Origin of the sequence: Bradyrhizobium sp. NDS-1, assembly GCF_032918005.1 — a bacterium.
GTDB lineage: Bacteria > Pseudomonadota > Alphaproteobacteria > Rhizobiales > Xanthobacteraceae > Bradyrhizobium > Bradyrhizobium tunisiense.
Genome location: NZ_CP136628.1, coordinates 1,767,001 through 1,783,123 on the forward strand (window position 1 = coordinate 1,767,001; position 16,123 = coordinate 1,783,123).

Sequence of the window (16,123 nt, forward strand, 5' to 3'; positions counted from 1 at the left end):
AGAACGTTATGCGCAACCTGCGTCGCTGTAATCGTGGCTCCGTTGCTTTTGCATACGTCATCGCGCTTGTCCCGCTGGTCGGAGTCATGGCGCTCGGGGCCGAGGCTGGATCGTGGCACGTGACCAAGCAACACGCCCAGAGCGCCGCCGATGCGGCGGCGTATTCCGGCGGCTTGACCCTCGCCTGCACAATCTCCGCAAGCACCAATTGTGATACCGGGCAGGACTATGTCTACCGCGGCAAGCAGTTCGCGGCACAGAACTCGTTCTGCAATACCGGCGAGTCGTTTACGGGCTGCGCGCTTCCGGCAGGTACGACGCGGACCGTTGAGATCGATCGGGGCAGTTATTCTGCCGGCGCGTGGGCCGGCTCGACGAGCGGCAGTTTCGTTCGCGCCGTTGTGACCCAGCAGCAGCCGACATACCTCGCCGGTATACTTGGCCTATCCACCGCCAACATCCGCGCCCAAGCGATTGTCGAAATTCAGAACCCGAAGGACCTTTGTGCGTTGGGGCTGGCTCCCAACACCATCGGACTTACGTTGGGCGGGAGCGTCAATATCACCGGAAATGGTTGTGGGCTGATGGCGAATAATACCGTCAAATATGCGAGCACTCCGACATTCACCGGTTCGGGTTGGGCTGTGAATGCTGTCAATGGCTGCACCAATTCGGGCAATTGCGATCCCGGGGTGCCCTATAATTACAACATGCTGCCCGCGACGAATCCGCTTGCGCCATTGAATACTGCATCGTTCAACAGCAGAACCGGCAATACGGCGCCACTACAGAAAATAACGTGCGCCCCTGGGTTACCTGCTGATGTCAAGAATTGCTATAAGATCACTCCGAACAGTTCGGGCACGGGGGCATACAAGGACCTCACCGTGACGACAGGGGACTACGTAACTTTTGACACAGAAGGCGCAACGTCCGGCACGTATATCTTTTATAAGGCGGCGATTAAGATCAACGGCGGATACGTCAACTGCACGTGCACGAGTTCAGGAACAGGCGTAACCCTCGTTTTGCTGGGGGACTCGAGCATTTCCATCAGTGGCGCTACGGTCAGTCTCTCCGCTCCTGCAGTCAACTCCTTCTCTTCTCTTCTGAATGGCGTTTTGATCGACGATCAGGCCCCGACCAAGAGCAACAACAATGTCACCATCAACGGCAGTGGTAACGTTGCTCTGGGCGGCGCGCTCTATTTCCCCAATGTCGATGTGACGTGGAACGGAACAACGGCCAGTACAAATACGGCCTGTACGGAAGTGATTGCCAATACTCTCACCATGAGCGGTAGTGCCTACATGAGCACGTCAGGCTGCGCGCCGGGCACCATCGCCAAAACCCAAGTCGTTGCTCTGGTGAAGTGATGAGGAAGCTCGACAATCGCGGAGTGGCGGCCCTCGAGTTCTGCGTGGTTGGCGGGGTGTTCTTCATGCTGGTGTTCGCGATCGTCGATTTCGGACGTTATGCGATCACGATGCAGTCGCTTCGGCATCTCGCGGGAGCCGGCGCCCGTGCCATGATGATCCAGTGCTATACGCCTGCTGTCATCAGCAACAACTCACCCTCGGGCTGTACGGGTGACTATATGACCAGCACGGAGAAGCAGAATACGGCCCCGTTCCTCTATGCCGGTGGTCTAAGCCCGACGCTCGCCACAACATCGGGAGGAGGAATGCTGACGGTCACGGCGTCTCAGCCGGATTTTGCAATGCTCGTTCCGATCTGGGGATCGTCCCTGAACGCGCCGAGCGCCTCGACCCAGGTTCCGTTCTCTCCATGAGCCGAGTTTTCCCGGCCTCGACGCTGCAATGAGCACGCTCATCGGCAGTCGCGGGCTGTGCGATGGCACCTGTGGATTGTGGGCCTAGAGATACCCGCTCTGCCGCGGATAAGCCGGGAAAAGTGGTGCCGCGCGGCAACAATTGACAGTTTTCTGTGGCGTTACCGCACTGCGAGAGACGTCTCGCCTTGCCATTTCATCCCGGGATTGATGATGATCCTCAGGCGGATGCATTGCGCGGCCGGCGCTTTGGGCGGGACGGGTTGACGTCCCAAGCCTCCGCCGACCGGGAAATATTGGTAACGGTTTGTAGTGGAACGAATTGTAAGCTCTGTGGCGTTGCGTGCGAAGGAGAGTTGCTAAGGCGCCCGGGAATACATTGTTGGGGCAGCCGCAGAATGCGGCAAGGGGTTTTGAAATGGGTGGCGGTCGCGTTTTCATGAGGGCCGGAGCTGGGCGTTTCGCCCTGGGCGTTTTGGCTCTGGGCGCCGGCCTTGCTTTGGTCGGCTCCGCGGATCGCGCCGGCGCGGCCGACCGGCGCGTATCCGGCGGCGGCGTTTTCGTCAGCGAGATGAACGACGTCCAGCGCGTCAAGGTCATCGTCAACAAGTCCAGGACCTTCCGGGTTGACCAGGCCTTCGCGACCATCGTCGCGGGCTCGTCCGACATTGCCGACGTCAAGTCGCTGAGCGATCACCTGATCTACATCCAGGGCAAGCAGACCGGCACCACCAACGTCATCCTGCTCGACTCCTCGATGAAGCAGATCGGCATCCTCGATGTCGAGGTTGCCATCGACACCAACAGCCTGCAGCAGAACATCCGCGCCAGCACCGGCTCGCAAGGCATTCGCGTCTCGTCGTCTGAGGGGCAGGTGGTGCTGAGCGGGACGGCGAGCGACGCCGTCACCGCCGAGCGCGCCGTGGCGATTGCCACCGGTACGCTTCCAAAAGGGGGCACGGTCGTCAACGCCATGAACGTTGCAGCGCCTCAGCAGGTGATGCTGGAAGTCCGCTTCCTCGAAGTTTTCAGGAAGGCTGGACGTGATCTCGGCGTCAACCTGTATGCCGCCAATGCGAACGGCACCAATATCGGGCAAACTGGCCTCGGAGACGTCACTCAAGCAGGGCGCACTCCCATCGGGGGGAATGCTCCTCCCAGTACGCTTCCTCTGCTTGGCACTGCAGGCACGCTGGCGAGCGGAGCGGTCCCGTACGGCGCATTGCTTACGAGCGTGCTAAGGCTCAATAACGGCATGTCGATCGACAGTCTGGTAACGGCGCTTGAAACCAAGGGGATGATACGTCGCCTGGCCGAGCCGAACCTTATGGCGCTATCGGGCGATGCGGCGCGTTTTCTGGCCGGCGGCGAATTCCCGGTGCCAATACCAAACACGACCTCGACCGGCTTTCCCACCATTACGATCGACTACAAGAAGTTCGGCGTCGAACTGGCCTTCGTGCCCACCGTTCTCTCGCGCGGCGTGATCAATCTTCGGGTTGAGCCGTCAGTCAGCGAACTCGATTTCGCCAACGCGGTGACGATTCAGGGGACACGAATTCCTGCCTTGACGCGTCGCGACGCGCGGACCACGGTCGAGCTGCGCGACGGCCAGAGTTTTGCCATCGCCGGCCTGCTCCAGACACGAAACCGCGAGGACGTCTCTCAATTGCCCTGGATCGGCTCGGTGCCGGTGCTCGGCACGCTGTTCCGCTCCGCGTCTTACCAGCAGGAGGAAACCGATCTCGTCATCATCGTCACGCCGCGGCTAGTTGCGCCGGCCGCGCCGGGCCAGCAACTGGCCTCGCCGCTGGATTCGCGGCTGCCGCCCAACGACGTCGATTTCTTCCTCAACGGCCAGATGGAAGTCCGCAAGCGCTACAACGATTACGTCAATTCCGGCGGCGAGGTGAAGGGGCCCTATGGCCACATCATCGCGCCTGAGCTCAGGGCGCCGCCTCCGCCGCCTCCCGCCGACCAGACCGTCGTGAAAACCCTCAACTGAAGGACGCGAGAGATGACCATCAGGTATCTGGCTCTGTGCGCGCCCTTCCTGCTCGGGGGATGTTACGGCCTCGCCGGGCATGACGAGATGGACCGCTATTTCCAGCGCTCCGACACCATCACCATGAGCGCCGGCGACGCCAAGCAGGTCAACGCCGCCACCCACACCATCACGCCCTGGCCGCGCTATGTCGGCGACACTCGCATCGCCACCGATGCGCGCCGCGCCGGCTCCGCCGTCACGCGCTATGGAACCTTGAGACAGCCGACTGATCAGCTTCCGGATATCGGCGATTCCACCAAGATGATGGGCCAACGGCCGCCCACGACACAGAACGTCAACATCGAAGGGTTGGGGGCCGGCTCATCGGCCGGTGTCTCGGTACCGGTTGGCGGAGCTGGAGCAAGATAAATAGTTTAGCTATTTCAATGATATGCCTACTGTGCATGGGGTTGTTTTGCAGAATTTTGCTGGGGGCTGGCAGAGATTAGGGAAAGCCGGCGGGGGACAAGGACTGATGCGGCGTCTCATTCTGATGCTGACCTGTTGCTGGCTCGCGACTGGCCTTGCCGCGTGTGACTACACGGTGCGGCAGGCCGCGATCGTCGCGCCCGTCGACGCCGGCGGCCCGGATCCGGTGCAGGAGCCGACCGACGTCAAATATTATCCGTCGGACGAGCCGGTGCGGCTGGGGCTGGAGCACTTCAATCGCGGCAATTACGGCATCGCCAACCGTTATTTTCGTGATGGCGTCGAGAAGTCGCCGAAGGATCTGACCGCCTGGATGGGTCTTGCGGCGAGCTACGACCGCCTGCGCCGCTTCGATCTCGCCGACCAGGCCTACGCGCAGGCAGTCCGCCTCGGCGGCGAGACCGTCCAGCTCCTGAACGATCAGGGCTACTCCTACATGCTGCGCGGCAATTTGTCGGCGGCGCGCCGCAAGTTCGAGAAGGCCTATGCGCTCGACCCCGGCAATCCCGTCATCGCCAACAATCTCGAGCTGCTCAACGGCAGCCGGCGCTTCATCGAGCGCCCGCCGAACAACCAGCCCTGAAGGGGGCTTAACCGGCGATTGACGGCGTTCGGCTTTCCGGCCGGGGCTCGGGAACTCTTAAGACAGGATCAACGTTTGCAACGTTAGTCTTGTCCCATGAGTCGGCTATTCAAACTCCAGTTTCTCGGACCCCTGGCCCTGTTCGTGGCGACGCTGTCGGCCGAGCTGGCCGCCCTCGCGCTCGAGCGCACCCCGTCCTCCGCGACGCTCTGGTACCTGAACCTCAGGGTGTTCGGGCTGTTTCAGCGCAGCCACGAGGCGCTGGCCGAATACACCGACCTCGCAGGCGTCCAGCTGTTTGGCATTGCGCTGCCGATCTTCGCGCTGGCGTGTCTCGGCCTGATGATGCGCTCCAAGCTGCCGCTCGCCGTTTCGACGCAGTTCGCCGCCGGATATGCCGGCTTCCTGCTGATGTCGTGGCAAAGCCCTGCACAGGCGGCCCGGCAGGCATCATTGGGCTGGATCGCGGTGCCGTCGGGGGAAGGATTCTACCTGCTGGCAGGGATCCTGGGCGCTACCCTGACGTCGTGCCTCATCTCCCATTTCCTCTACCTGCGCGCGCCCCGCACGGCCTGAAACCGATTGCGTCGTGATCGTCGGCGCACTCGCGAGATTCAAATCAATTCGGACCCAGCACAGCGTCGACCTGGCGACTGTCGCGCCGCACGACGAGGATGGCGCCGTTGCGAATCGTGAACCGCGCCCCAAGCAATTTGGGCACCTTCTCCGTCACGGGCGAAGGAAACGGAATCGTCGGCCATGCGACGGCATCTCCTACGTTTGCCAATGCCGTGGAAGGGCCGCTGGCAGGCGCCGGCTTGATGTATTCGCGAATGAGTTGAATCTCCTCGCGGGACAGGCTGAGAGGTGCCTGCTGAGAAACAGCTGCCGGCCGTCGGTCGGCTTCCTCTCGCGCCTTTGCATCCTTGGCCTCTCTGGCCTTCTCTGCCAGATCCATGCGAGCGAGCCGCTCCTTCAGAGGTGACAGCTCGCGCTGCAGCGAGGAAATTTCCGTCTTCAACGATCTGATCTGCGCCAGCGCGATGACCGCTCCGGCGCAGATGATGAGGGCCAGCAAGCTGACCAGCGCAACGAGTCCGCCGTTGAGGCCCGTGCTCCGGCCCGTCGGTCGTTCTTTCGGCAGATCCGGCTCCAAGTGCTTACGCCACATGAGGCCCAGGCGACTAAGCTTGCCGCCTATGCTCTTGCCGACAGGCACTCGCGATGCGGGGGCTCGCGGGGCTGTGTGGCCGGTGTCGTTGGAAAACGCGCGCCGAGCGCTCGGTCGGGGATCAGGTCTGACTGAGGGCGAATGCTCGATGGGCTCGGGAATGGGGGAATTCGCTGGGTCTTGTGAACCTAGAGCTGCGATGGGCAAGGACTGTTGCGCTGCGGTGAGCGGCTCTATGGGAGGCGGCGGCTGCTGGTCTTTGCCCTCTTCGCCGGCTCGTTCGGCCGAGTCTGTGTCTGCACCCCGGAATTCAAGGTCGAAAATCCGCGATCTCACGTCCGAGCCGATAAGACGGTCGATCAGCCCTAAAGCCTCGGCGCCCGGCGTTCCGGCCGTAAAGGGGAGTTGATCGCGATAGTGCCTAATTACATTTGCGACCTCACGGCCGGCGTCGGTGATCTGTAGTTCTTTGCCGTCGGATATGACGAGGCCCGTTTCGATCATATCGATGTCGTCAAGCAGCTTGTCTACGACTTCTGGCACTTGAGTATCGGCATTGTCCCGGAGGTGCTGCTCGAGCTCCGCGACGGTTGCTCGCCCATCGGGCCTGATGGCAAGCAACGTAAGAACGCGCGATTTGCAAAATTGCATATTGTGTCAGCCGGATGAAATTCACCCAACAGGGTGCCGTCGGCAACCGATTCCGGCGGAATATAACAGGCATCCTTGATATCCGCTGCAGACAAGCTCTTCGAGGGCGCCTGCCATGACGACGCGGCCGAGATTGGAAGCAGGGGGACACCCCGGCCCTGTCGTGGTCGCCAACATGGTCGAAATTACCTCGGGCACAACGAGCCGAAGCACGTCTTGCGCTCTGCGCCGACACGGTCCGGTCAGGGGCAGGCCGGCCGGTGGTCACTCCAGCAACCGAACTTGAAGCTGCGCCGAAGGCTGATCAGACCGAGATCGTCTTGGCCGATCCGACCTTGTCGCGCAGAACGAACTTCTGGATCAGGAGTGTCGCAACAACAATTACCGGGACCGTGCAGCAATTGAACCATTAAGAACTATGCTGCATCGCATCAAGGAAAGGGCCTCGCCCTTCCCCCCATTTGAGTGCATTCTATATTGGAACGCGCGTTCAATGAGGTTTGCGGAATGGGAACCGTCGGTCAGAACTACGTTCGGTTGGTTGGCGGCGATCTCGTGTCATCCGTCATCACCGATACCCCGAGCATGCGGATCGAAATTCTTCGCAGGGAGACGATCGGGCGCATGCACTGGCATTTTCGTCAGCCCGAGCTGTCGTTGTTCTGGTTCGGAAAGGGGGCCGAACGTCTAAGAGCGACGATTGACGGACGTCCGGTTGAGCGGCGATTTTCCGGGAAGTCGAAGCTGGCCATCTTTCCTGCCGCAATCGAGATCGAAGGTGAGTGGAACGTCGGACCGACCCTCGATTACACCGTGGTATTCTTAAACCCATCTTTTGTGGGCGAACGCCTGCAGCACGCGATCACGAACTGCACGATCGCTTTTGAGCACGATGGACTGACGCGTGGCCTCGCCGAACTTTGCCGCGAAGCGACCTCGCCGGACAATGTTTTCAGCCTCATGGCGGAGGGGTGGTCGATCCAGGCGCTGGCTCATATTTCTCGCATCAGCGATCGAAGTCATCAGCCGTCCAACAAACTGCGCGGCGGTTTATCGGGCCGAAGCCTACGGAGTGTTGAGGAGTATGTGCGTGAGAACCTTACTCAGCCCATATCTCTCGCGGAACTCTCCGAAATCGCCGGGCTGAGCAAGCGGCACTTCCTGCGCGCATTTCAGGAAAGCGTCGGCTTGACGCCGTACAACTACGTGCTCTCGCTTCGGATCGAGGAGGCGAAGCGACGGCTCTCGGCAACGGAAGACAACATTGTCGATGTAGCCCTTGCGACCGGTTTCAACGACGCCCAGCATTTCTCGACGAGTTTCAAGAAGGCGACCGGCATCACTCCCTCGGGGTTCCGTCAGCGTTGCCTGTCATAGGCAACGCCAGCTTGAGTGCGCCACCGGCCTTCGGGACAAGATGGCGCTTTGACGAAAGCCGTGGCGCTATTCTGCAAGTCAGGATCAGCCTCGCGATCTAACACTCTCCCATAAAAATCGACGCAGACCGCGACCGCCGTGCCGCGACTCCTCAAGCGGGAGTTCCGGGCGGACGGGCCGGCACGAGGGAGAGCGAAATGGCAACTTCTTTCAAGGGATATGTGCTTGTGGGGCTCGCCGGGGCGATCGGTCTCGCAGCATCGGCCGGCGTGCCGACCTACGCGCAGGAGAAGGGCGCCATCAAGATCGGTCTGATGCTGCCGTACAAGGGCGTCTATGCAGTTCCGGCGGAAAGCATCGATCGCGGCTTTCAAATCGCACTGGAAGAGTTCGGCAACAAGAGTAACGGTCGTCCCATCGAGATTGTCCGCGCGGACGACGAGTTGACGCCGAGCGTGGGCGTTCAGAGATTCAACAAGTTCGTTCAGTCGGACAAGGTCGACCTGGTTGCCGGTGTCGTCGGTTCGAATGTCGGCATTGCCATCTCGGAGCTTGCCGACAAGAACAAAATGCCGATGGTGTTCGTAAACGCTTTCGCGGACGAGATCACCGGCAAGTTCTGCAGCCCATACATCGCCCGCACCTCTTTCAGCGCCAACGGATTTGAATATGCCTCCGGCAAGTACTGGGCAAGCAAGGGGATCAAGACCGCCGTGACGATGGGGCCTGATTACTCTGCGGGCCGCGCATTCATCGGGGGGTTCAAGCGCGGCTTCGAAGACAACGGCGGAAAGGTTATCGAGGAAATCTGGACACCGTTCCAGAAGACAAAGGATTACAGCGCCGCATTGACGCAGGCTGCCAACTCCGGCGCGCAAATCATCTACGCATTCTATGCAGGCGCGGAAGCAATCCAGGTCGTCAAGCAGCACGCCGATTTCGGCCTTCGCACCAAGATTCCGCTTATTGGCGATCACTGGGTCTACGACGAGGCGCTGTGGCCCGCACTCGGCGATCTGGCGCTCAATGCCCAGCACGTCGCCACGCATTACCCCAGCATCGAAACCGAGGTGAATCAGAAGTTCGTCAAGGCCTATAACGCAAAGTACAAGCAGGATCCCGACGTGAGCGCGGCGCTTGGTTACGACAACGGCAAGGCCATCATGCTCACTCTCGAAAAGCTCGGCGGCGAGATGCCGCAAGACCGCGCGAAGTTCATTTCGACCATGCGAGACCTGACGTTCGATTCGCCACGCGGGAAGATCAAGTTCAACGCGCAGAACAGCGCATTGCTTGAGAAGGTCTATGTGGTCGAGATCGTCAAGGGCCCCGACGGCAAGATGCAGCGTAAGCCGCTGGACCAGTTTCCTGGCGCTGGCGATCTGCCGGGTTGCACGAAATCGTTCTGATCCGAGGCGGGCTTCGCCCCGGCGGGCCCGCGTCTCTCGAATTTGGGTGAAGCATGCAGCCTTTCATGATTCAACTTCTCAACGGCGTGCAGTTGAGCATGTTGGTGTTCCTTCTCGCCGTCGGCCTTACATTGATCTTCGGGCTGATGAACATTCTCAATCTGGCTCACGGCGCCTTCTTTACGATGGGGGCCTATTTCGGGTTGGTCGTCGCCAACAACACGGGTTCGTTCTGGCTCGCGCTGCTCGTTGGTCCGCTGCTCCCGTTCGCGGCCGGTTTCATCCTGCAGTTCTTCGTGCTGCAGCCCCTGGCGCAGCGCGGCCGCTCGACGCATCTCGATCTTGCGTTGCTGACGTTTGGCCTGCTGTTCGCCACCGCCGGCGCAGTCGAGTATATCTTTGGATCGGCGTTTCACAGCATTGTCACGCCTGATGTCCTGATGGGCCGTGTCGCCTTGCTGGGAATTGAATATCCGATCTATCGGCTATTCATCATCGCAATTGGCATCGTCATCGCCGTCGGGCTCATCCTGGTGATCGATCGCACCCTGGTCGGGGCCACGCTGCGGGCCGGGGTCGACAACCGCGAGATGGTCACGGCGCTCGGCATCAACATCAATGTCTTGTTCGCGCTGGTATTCGGGTTCGGTTCCGCGCTAGCCGGATTTGCCGGCGTCGTCTCGGCGCCGGTTATGAGCATCTACTCCAGCATGGGCATCGGAATTGTCGTCACGACCTTTGTGGTCGTGGTGGTGGGCGGCCTCGGCAATCTCAAGGGGTCGTTCTACGCCTCGCTTATCGTCGGCATGACGGATACATTTGCTCAGGCCTATCTTCCGGAAGCCGAGCTGTTTGCAATCTACATCCTTCTGATAGCTGTGATGATCTTTCGCCCGCAGGGCCTTTTCGGCGCGGTCGGGAGGGTTGCATGAGCGCAGATGTCACGCTCACGAGCGAGCGGAGAGCCGGCGCAATGAAGCCTCTGCCGCTTCCCGCTTCACGTCGTGCGTACGCCGCCTTGTTCGTCACTATTGGCTTCGGCTTATGCGCGCTGCCATCGTTCGTGTCTGGCTACGTCATGACCCTGGCAGTCGAAGTCATGATCGCGGGAATATTTGCATCTGGCATCAATCTTCTGACCGGATACACCGGTCTCGTATCTCTAGGACAGGCGATGTTTCTCGGGTTCGGGGGATACGGCATCGCGATCGGAACGGCTCTGTTGGGCTGGCCGCTGTGGATCTCAGCCCCGGTCACGTTAGTAGTCGTGGCCGCAATCGCGGCGCCAATCGGCGCGATTTGCACCCGGACGCGTGGCGTTGAATTCCTCCTGATCACACTGGCGTTCTCGCAGATGTTCTATGGCGCCGCGATCAAGTTGCGCTGGACCAACGGGTCGGATGGAATGACGGGAATTCCGCGCCCCGATCTGTCGCTGCTCGGCATGAGCGCGGACAACCCCACCGTCTTCTATTATTACGTACTCGTTGTCGCGGTTCTCTCCCTGCTGATGCTGTGGCGGATCGTAACTTCGCCCTTTGGCAGCGTCCTCGTCGGCATTCGTGAAAACGAGCGTCGCATGATGTCGATGGGATATGCGGTCGCCAACTACAAGGTCGGATCGTTCGCGCTGGCTGCCGTGATCTGTGCGGTCGCAGGTATTCTTCAGTCACAGTACACCTATTTCGTCAATCCCGATGCGATGAGCTGGCAGATGAGCGGTGAGGGAGTTCTGATGGTCATCATCGGCGGCGCCAATGTAATTCTAGGGCCATTTGTGGGAGCCGCGGTCTTCGTCGTGGTCAAGCAGGCGCTGAGCATGATTACGGAAGAATACAATTTGTTCTTCGGTATCTTCTTCATGCTTGTGGTCGCGTTCTTCCGCGGTGGCGTTCTCGGCTCCATCAGCGCGCTGATCGGAAAACGGCAATGAGCGCCCTCGAAATTCGAAACCTGCGCAAGGCCTTCGGCGGGCTGCAGGTCATCAGTGACCTCGATCTGAAGGTGCCGTCTGGTCAACGCCATGCGGTGATCGGCCCCAACGGCGCCGGCAAGACCACGCTGTTCAACATCATCACGGGATGGCAGCCGCCGACCAGCGGCGAAATTCTCATCCAGGGGGTTCCGGTGAAGCAGGGGCGGCCCGATCTCGTCACGCGAGGCGGTCTTTCACGCTCCTTTCAAAAGAACATGCTGCTTGAGAGTGTCACTGTTCTTGAGAACCTGCGTGTTGCATGTCAAGCATTTGATGCCTCGCGGCGTTCCATATTCCAGTCGTGCCGGTCATTTACCGACGTCGTCCGGAAAGCGCGGCTTGCGGCAGAGCAGATGCATCTGGACACCGTGCTGCACCGGAAGGTCAACGAACTCTCCTACGGACAGAAGCGTCAACTCGAGGTCGCGATCGCGCTCTGTGCGGAGCCGAAGATCTTGCTGATGGACGAGCCTGCGGCGGGCACGTCGCCTGACGAGCGTACCAGTCTGATCAAGCTGATCAACGGCTTGTCATCCGAATTGACCATTCTGCTTGTGGAGCACGACATGGATGTCGTGTTTGCGATCTGCGACATCATCACGGTGCTGAGCTACGGCAGGGTGCTCGCAACGGGGACGAGGGATCAGATCCAGTCCAATCCTCAGGTGATCCAGGCTTATCTGGGGCAGCGCCATGCTTAAGGTCGAGCACCTTCACACCTATTATGGCGAAAGCCACGTCCTGCAAGGCGTTGATCTCTCCGTAACCACCGCGCAGTGCGTGGCGGTGCTCGGCCGCAACGGTGCTGGCAAGACGACGACGCTGCGCTCAATATTGGGGCTGACGCCCGCGCGGCGTGGCCGCGTTGTCTTCAATGAGATTGACATCACACGGCTGCCGACGCATCGGATCGTGAAATCCGGCATTGCCTTCGTGCCGGAGGATCGCGGCATCTTCCCCACCGTAACTGTCGAAGAGCATCTTGCCATTGCCTATGGTGCGTCGAAACGCCGGCCCCGACGTAAGCCCATCGAGTATGTGTTCGAGATATTTCCCCGCCTTGCCGAACGGCGCAAGAGTCTCGGCGGACAATTGTCTGGCGGTGAGCAGCAGATGCTGGCTATCGGGCGGGCGCTGGTGGCAGGTCCAGACCTCATGATTCTCGATGAGCCCAGCGAAGGCCTGGCGCCGGTGATCATAGAGAAGCTCGAAGCCGTGCTCATGGACATCAAGGCGTCCGGGACCCCGCTTCTGCTGGTGGAGCAGAACTATCACCTTGCGACCCAACTGGCTGACTATGTCTACGTGCTCAGTCAGGGGCGGGTTCAATTCGCCGGCGACACGAAATCCCTGATCGAGAACGACGATATCAGGCGCATGTATTTGAGCGTGTGACAAGACGACGGACCAACGGAGGAAGTGAGGAAATGCCAGGACCTTTGAGCGGAGTGCGCGTCCTGGATCTGACAGCGGTGGTGTCGGGTCCATACGCGACCATGTTTCTGGCGGATCAGGGAGCGGATGTGCTCAAGATCGAGCCGACGAGCGGCGACGGCACGCGCCGGAGCCGGACGCTGATCGACGCGGCCGGCGAGTTCTCGGCGCTGTTCGTTTCGTGCAATCGCGGCAAGCGCTCCCTTTCGATCGATATCAAGAGCGAGACGGGCCGCGAGGTGCTGGCCAAGCTGGCGGCGCAGAGCGACGTGCTGGTGCAGAACTTCCGTCCCGGCACAATGGAGCGCCTCGGACTCGGCCAGGAGGAGCTGCGCAAGAAGTACCCGCGGCTGATTTATGTCTCGATCAGCGGGGTCGGCGACAGCGGGCCGTATGTGAAGAAGCGCGTCTATGATCCGATCGTGCAGGCGCTGTCCGGTTTTGCCGACATTCAGTCGCAGCCGGTGACCAATCGCCCGCAGATGATCCGCACCATCGTTTGCGACAAGACAACGTCGGTGTTCACGGCGCAGGCGGTGTCCTCGGCGCTTTATGCACGGGAGAAGACCGGGCAGGGCGACCACATCCAGGTGGCAATGCTGGATGCCATGATCTCGTATCTGTGGCCGGAAGGCATGATGCAATATACGGTGGTCGGCGCCGAGGCCACGACCACGGATCCCAACGATCGGCCGGACCTCGTATTCAAGACGCTCGACGGCTATATCACCTGCGGCACGATTTCGGACTCCGAATGGCAGGGCTTCTGCAAGGCGTCGGGCGATCCAAAGCTGGCCGAGGACGAGCGGTTTGCGACCCCGGGGGCGCGCTTCGTAAACGCCACCGCGCGCATCAACAAGATGCAGGAGTACATCGCTGAGCGAACCACCGCTGAGTGGCTGCAGCGGTTGGATGCCGCCGATGTGCCGTGCGCGCCGATCTTGCGTCGCGGAGAGATCGTCCAGAACGAGCAGGTCGTAGCGCGCAGGCTGATCGAAGAGTTCGACCAGCCGACGGTGGGGCGGGTGCGGCAGCCCAAGCCTGCGGCCATCTTCGAGGTCAACAAGGCCGCCATCGGTGGTCCGGCGCCACGGGTAGGTGAACACTCGCGCGTGGTACTGCGCGAGCTCGGCTACAGTGACAGCGCAATCGATGCGATGATCGCGAACAAGTCCGTCCGCGCGGCGTCCAAGTAGAAACTGATGTTGTGGAGACAGCAATGACGAAGTCAAACGGTGTAGCCCTTCTGGTCGGTGCGGGGGACGCCATAGGCGCAGCCGTGGCGCGCCGTTTTGCGCAAGGCGGGTACAAGGTCTGCATCGCACGGCGAGAGGCCGCCAAATCTCAGGCACTGGTTGACGAACTCAGCGCAGCTGGACATGAGGTGCGTGCTTACAGCGTCGATGCGCGCAAGGAAGAGGAAATTCAGAAACTGTTCACGGATGTCGAGAGAGATGTCGGTCCGATCGAAGTGTGTCTCTTCAACGCCGGATCGAACGTGAACAAGCCATTGCTAGAGACGACTGAGAAGCTGTTCTTCAAGGCCTGGGAACTTGCTTGCTATGCGGGTTTTCTAGTGGGCCGTGAGGCGGCGAAGCACATGTCCACACGTGGACGGGGTACGATGCTGTTCACCGGCGCGACCGCAAGCGTTCGAGGAGGAAAGGGCTTTGTAGCATTTTCGGCGGCAAAGTTCGGCTTGCGGGCGGTCGCCCAAGCGATGGCCCGTGAGCTTGGACCGAAGAACGTTCACGTCGTCCATCTCTTGATCGACGCGGGCGTTGACAGCGAAGCCATTCATCAGCGCATGAAGGCGGCGACCGGAGTCAGCGCTAGCGAAATTCCACCCGATAGCCTTACCAAAACGGCTTCCATTGCCGAAGCGTACTGGTTTGCTCACCAGCAATCCAGAGACGGCTGGACTCACGAACTCGATTTGCGCCCGTCGGTGGAGACATGGTGATGACAGATGGTCTCATCCTGTGGGGTGTCGGCACCTCACGCACCATTCGCGCGCATTGGGCGCTTCATGAACTCGATCTTCCGTACCAGTCGCGGCCGATCCTGCCGCGATCGGGAGAGACCAAGACGGCGGAATATACGGCGCTGAATCCGCGCCAGAAGATTCCGCTTCTGCAGGACGGTGACCTGACCATCGGAGAAAGTGCTGCGATCGTAGCGTATCTGGCCAGCAAGCACCGGACGTCCGATGGCGGCCTCGTTCCGAGCTGCCCGAAGCTTTACGCGAAGTGGCTGGAGTGGTGCTTCTTTATCGTAACCGAACTGGATTCAACGAGCCTGTATGTCATGAGGCGGCATGGCACCAACAAGGGGCTGGCCCACATCTACGGCGAAGCTCCTCAGGTCGTTTCCCAGGCTGCCGAGTACTTTCGCGGGCAACTCCGCCATGTCGACGTTGCGCTGTCCGACGGCCGTCAATACCTCATGGGAAACCAGTTCACCACGGCCGATATATTGCTAACGACCTGTCTGACATGGGCGATCGAATACGGCGTCGGGATCTGCGACAGTGCCGTTCCGTATCTTGAGCGCGTTACCTCGCGCGAGGGATACCGGAGCGGGGAAAGGGCAAATCTCGCTCAGATCTAGGACGAGAGCAGAGGGGAGATGACCACCTCCCGGACCGTTTTGGCAGCTAACGAGGTCATCACGAGCGATCTCCTGCGCCGCTACGGCGCGCCATGCACGCAATGATTGGCAATGTGAGGCGTCTTCACCTGGATTAAGTACTTGCGCTCTGCCTCGCCGGCTAAGCACTCGCGACATCGCTTCGCCTGCACCCCCCGCAGCTTTTCTGCGTGGCAGGCGATGGCCCATGTTCGCACGACGCGAGCGAGAGGATGCTCGACATGGCCGTCCGTCATGCCACGAGCCGCGTCCAGTTCGGCGAGCCGGTTGCGAACTATCAGCTCGTCCAGGCGATGATCGCCGACTGCCGCACCGAGATCTTTGCGGCGCAATCGATGATTCTCGAGACGGCGTGCAAGCGCGACCGCGGCGAAGACGTCGCGATCGAAGCGTCGATGTGCAAGTATTTCGCGACGGAGATGTGCGGCCGCGTGGCCGACCGTTGCGTGCGGACGTTCGGCGGCGCCGGCTATATCGCGGACCTTTCGTCGATCGAGCGCTGGTACAGGGACGTCCGCCTGTTCCGGCTCTACGAGGGCACCAAACAGATTCATCAGCTCAACATCGCGCGGCTGGTGCTGCGGGACGGCGTGAGCGAGTGACTCA

Annotated in this window: 17 protein-coding genes; 16 read left to right on the forward strand and 1 reads right to left on the reverse strand. The window is 60.6% G+C overall.

Annotation, left to right across the window (positions count from 1 at the left end; genetic code table 11):
* Positions 1–8 precede the first annotated feature (8 nt).
* From RX330_RS08340 to RX330_RS08365, 6 genes are all read left to right on the forward strand, one after another.
* Positions 9–1,376, forward strand: a complete 1,368-nt coding sequence (locus tag RX330_RS08340) for a pilus assembly protein TadG-related protein (RefSeq protein WP_317242684.1) — start codon at positions 9–11, stop codon at positions 1,374–1,376.
* Positions 1,376–1,792: a TadE family protein gene (locus tag RX330_RS08345; RefSeq protein ID WP_317242685.1), complete on the forward strand. Its 417-nt coding sequence runs from the start codon at positions 1,376–1,378 to the stop codon at positions 1,790–1,792. The genes RX330_RS08340 and RX330_RS08345 overlap by 1 nt, the downstream gene beginning before the upstream one ends.
* 418 nt (positions 1,793–2,210) lie before the next feature.
* Positions 2,211–3,797, forward strand: a complete 1,587-nt coding sequence (locus RX330_RS08350; RefSeq protein WP_317242686.1) for a type II and III secretion system protein family protein — start codon at positions 2,211–2,213, stop codon at positions 3,795–3,797.
* 12 nt (positions 3,798–3,809) lie between these two features.
* Positions 3,810–4,208, forward strand: coding sequence for a hypothetical protein (locus tag RX330_RS08355; protein ID WP_317242687.1), 399 nt, complete (start codon positions 3,810–3,812; stop codon positions 4,206–4,208).
* 106 nt (positions 4,209–4,314) lie between these two features.
* Complete coding sequence (locus RX330_RS08360; protein ID WP_212091906.1) at positions 4,315–4,851, forward strand: tetratricopeptide repeat protein; 537 nt, start codon at positions 4,315–4,317, stop codon at positions 4,849–4,851.
* Positions 4,852–4,995: 144 nt separating this feature from the next.
* Positions 4,996–5,427 carry a hypothetical protein gene (locus RX330_RS08365; RefSeq protein ID WP_212091908.1) on the forward strand — a complete coding sequence of 144 codons (432 nt, stop codon included), beginning with the start codon at positions 4,996–4,998 and terminating at the stop codon, positions 5,425–5,427.
* 43 nt (positions 5,428–5,470) lie between these two features.
* Here the strand turns inward: RX330_RS08365 and RX330_RS08370 are convergent, their stop codons facing one another.
* Entirely contained in the window at positions 5,471–6,643 is a 1,173-nt protein-coding gene (locus tag RX330_RS08370) for a hypothetical protein (RefSeq protein WP_317242688.1), read from the reverse strand.
* A 537-nt stretch (positions 6,644–7,180) separates the two neighbouring features.
* Between RX330_RS08370 and RX330_RS08375 the strand changes: the two genes are divergently transcribed.
* The 10 genes from RX330_RS08375 to RX330_RS08420 all read left to right on the forward strand — a co-directional run bounded on the left by RX330_RS08375 (position 7,181) and on the right by RX330_RS08420 (position 16,119).
* On the forward strand, positions 7,181–8,050 hold the full coding sequence (locus RX330_RS08375; protein WP_317242689.1) for an AraC family transcriptional regulator: 870 nt from the start codon (positions 7,181–7,183) through the stop codon (positions 8,048–8,050).
* A 197-nt stretch (positions 8,051–8,247) separates the two neighbouring features.
* On the forward strand, positions 8,248–9,459 hold the full coding sequence (locus RX330_RS08380) for an ABC transporter substrate-binding protein (RefSeq protein ID WP_317242690.1): 1,212 nt from the start codon (positions 8,248–8,250) through the stop codon (positions 9,457–9,459).
* Between the two features lie 65 nt (positions 9,460–9,524).
* Positions 9,525–10,391, forward strand: coding sequence for a branched-chain amino acid ABC transporter permease (locus RX330_RS08385; RefSeq protein WP_317242691.1), 867 nt, complete (start codon positions 9,525–9,527; stop codon positions 10,389–10,391).
* Complete coding sequence (locus RX330_RS08390) at positions 10,388–11,392, forward strand: branched-chain amino acid ABC transporter permease (RefSeq protein ID WP_317242692.1); 1,005 nt, start codon at positions 10,388–10,390, stop codon at positions 11,390–11,392. Before RX330_RS08385 ends, RX330_RS08390 begins: the two co-directional genes overlap by 4 nt.
* Entirely contained in the window at positions 11,389–12,135 is a 747-nt protein-coding gene (locus tag RX330_RS08395) for an ABC transporter ATP-binding protein (protein WP_317242693.1), read from the forward strand. Before RX330_RS08390 ends, RX330_RS08395 begins: the two co-directional genes overlap by 4 nt.
* Complete coding sequence (locus RX330_RS08400; protein ID WP_317242694.1) at positions 12,128–12,829, forward strand: ABC transporter ATP-binding protein; 702 nt, start codon at positions 12,128–12,130, stop codon at positions 12,827–12,829. Before RX330_RS08395 ends, RX330_RS08400 begins: the two co-directional genes overlap by 8 nt.
* Positions 12,830–12,861: 32 nt before the next feature.
* On the forward strand, positions 12,862–14,064 hold the full coding sequence (locus RX330_RS08405) for a CaiB/BaiF CoA transferase family protein (protein WP_317242695.1): 1,203 nt from the start codon (positions 12,862–12,864) through the stop codon (positions 14,062–14,064).
* Positions 14,065–14,087: 23 nt separating this feature from the next.
* A complete protein-coding gene (locus RX330_RS08410) occupies positions 14,088–14,831 on the forward strand; it encodes an SDR family NAD(P)-dependent oxidoreductase (protein ID WP_317242696.1) in 744 nt (247 codons plus the stop codon).
* On the forward strand, positions 14,831–15,478 hold the full coding sequence (locus RX330_RS08415) for a glutathione S-transferase family protein (protein ID WP_317242697.1): 648 nt from the start codon (positions 14,831–14,833) through the stop codon (positions 15,476–15,478). Before RX330_RS08410 ends, RX330_RS08415 begins: the two co-directional genes overlap by 1 nt.
* Positions 15,479–15,729: 251 nt before the next feature.
* A complete protein-coding gene (locus RX330_RS08420; protein WP_317242698.1) occupies positions 15,730–16,119 on the forward strand; it encodes an acyl-CoA dehydrogenase family protein in 390 nt (129 codons plus the stop codon).
* Positions 16,120–16,123: the final 4 nt, after the last annotated feature.

What these genes read in the sequence shown, in the direction of transcription:
- RX330_RS08400 (WP_317242694.1), top strand. Translation starts at nt 12,128, where the DNA reads ATGCTTAAGGTCGAGCACCTTCACACCTATTATGGCGAAAGCCACGTC.
- RX330_RS08350 (WP_317242686.1), top strand. Translation starts at nt 2,211, where the DNA reads ATGGGTGGCGGTCGCGTTTTCATGAGGGCCGGAGCTGGGCGTTTCGCC.
- RX330_RS08355 (WP_317242687.1), top strand. Translation starts at nt 3,810, where the DNA reads ATGACCATCAGGTATCTGGCTCTGTGCGCGCCCTTCCTGCTCGGGGGA.
- RX330_RS08345 (WP_317242685.1), top strand. Translation starts at nt 1,376, where the DNA reads ATGAGGAAGCTCGACAATCGCGGAGTGGCGGCCCTCGAGTTCTGCGTG.
- RX330_RS08410 (WP_317242696.1), top strand. Translation starts at nt 14,088, where the DNA reads ATGACGAAGTCAAACGGTGTAGCCCTTCTGGTCGGTGCGGGGGACGCC.
- RX330_RS08380 (WP_317242690.1), top strand. Translation starts at nt 8,248, where the DNA reads ATGGCAACTTCTTTCAAGGGATATGTGCTTGTGGGGCTCGCCGGGGCG.
- RX330_RS08360 (WP_212091906.1), top strand. Translation starts at nt 4,315, where the DNA reads ATGCGGCGTCTCATTCTGATGCTGACCTGTTGCTGGCTCGCGACTGGC.
- RX330_RS08385 (WP_317242691.1), top strand. Translation starts at nt 9,525, where the DNA reads ATGATTCAACTTCTCAACGGCGTGCAGTTGAGCATGTTGGTGTTCCTT.
- RX330_RS08405 (WP_317242695.1), top strand. Translation starts at nt 12,862, where the DNA reads ATGCCAGGACCTTTGAGCGGAGTGCGCGTCCTGGATCTGACAGCGGTG.
- RX330_RS08395 (WP_317242693.1), top strand. Translation starts at nt 11,389, where the DNA reads ATGAGCGCCCTCGAAATTCGAAACCTGCGCAAGGCCTTCGGCGGGCTG.
- RX330_RS08375 (WP_317242689.1), top strand. Translation starts at nt 7,181, where the DNA reads ATGGGAACCGTCGGTCAGAACTACGTTCGGTTGGTTGGCGGCGATCTC.
- RX330_RS08340 (WP_317242684.1), top strand. Translation starts at nt 9, where the DNA reads ATGCGCAACCTGCGTCGCTGTAATCGTGGCTCCGTTGCTTTTGCATAC.
- RX330_RS08390 (WP_317242692.1), top strand. Translation starts at nt 10,388, where the DNA reads ATGAGCGCAGATGTCACGCTCACGAGCGAGCGGAGAGCCGGCGCAATG.
- RX330_RS08415 (WP_317242697.1), top strand. Translation starts at nt 14,831, where the DNA reads ATGACAGATGGTCTCATCCTGTGGGGTGTCGGCACCTCACGCACCATT.
- RX330_RS08420 (WP_317242698.1), top strand. Translation starts at nt 15,730, where the DNA reads ATGCTCGACATGGCCGTCCGTCATGCCACGAGCCGCGTCCAGTTCGGC.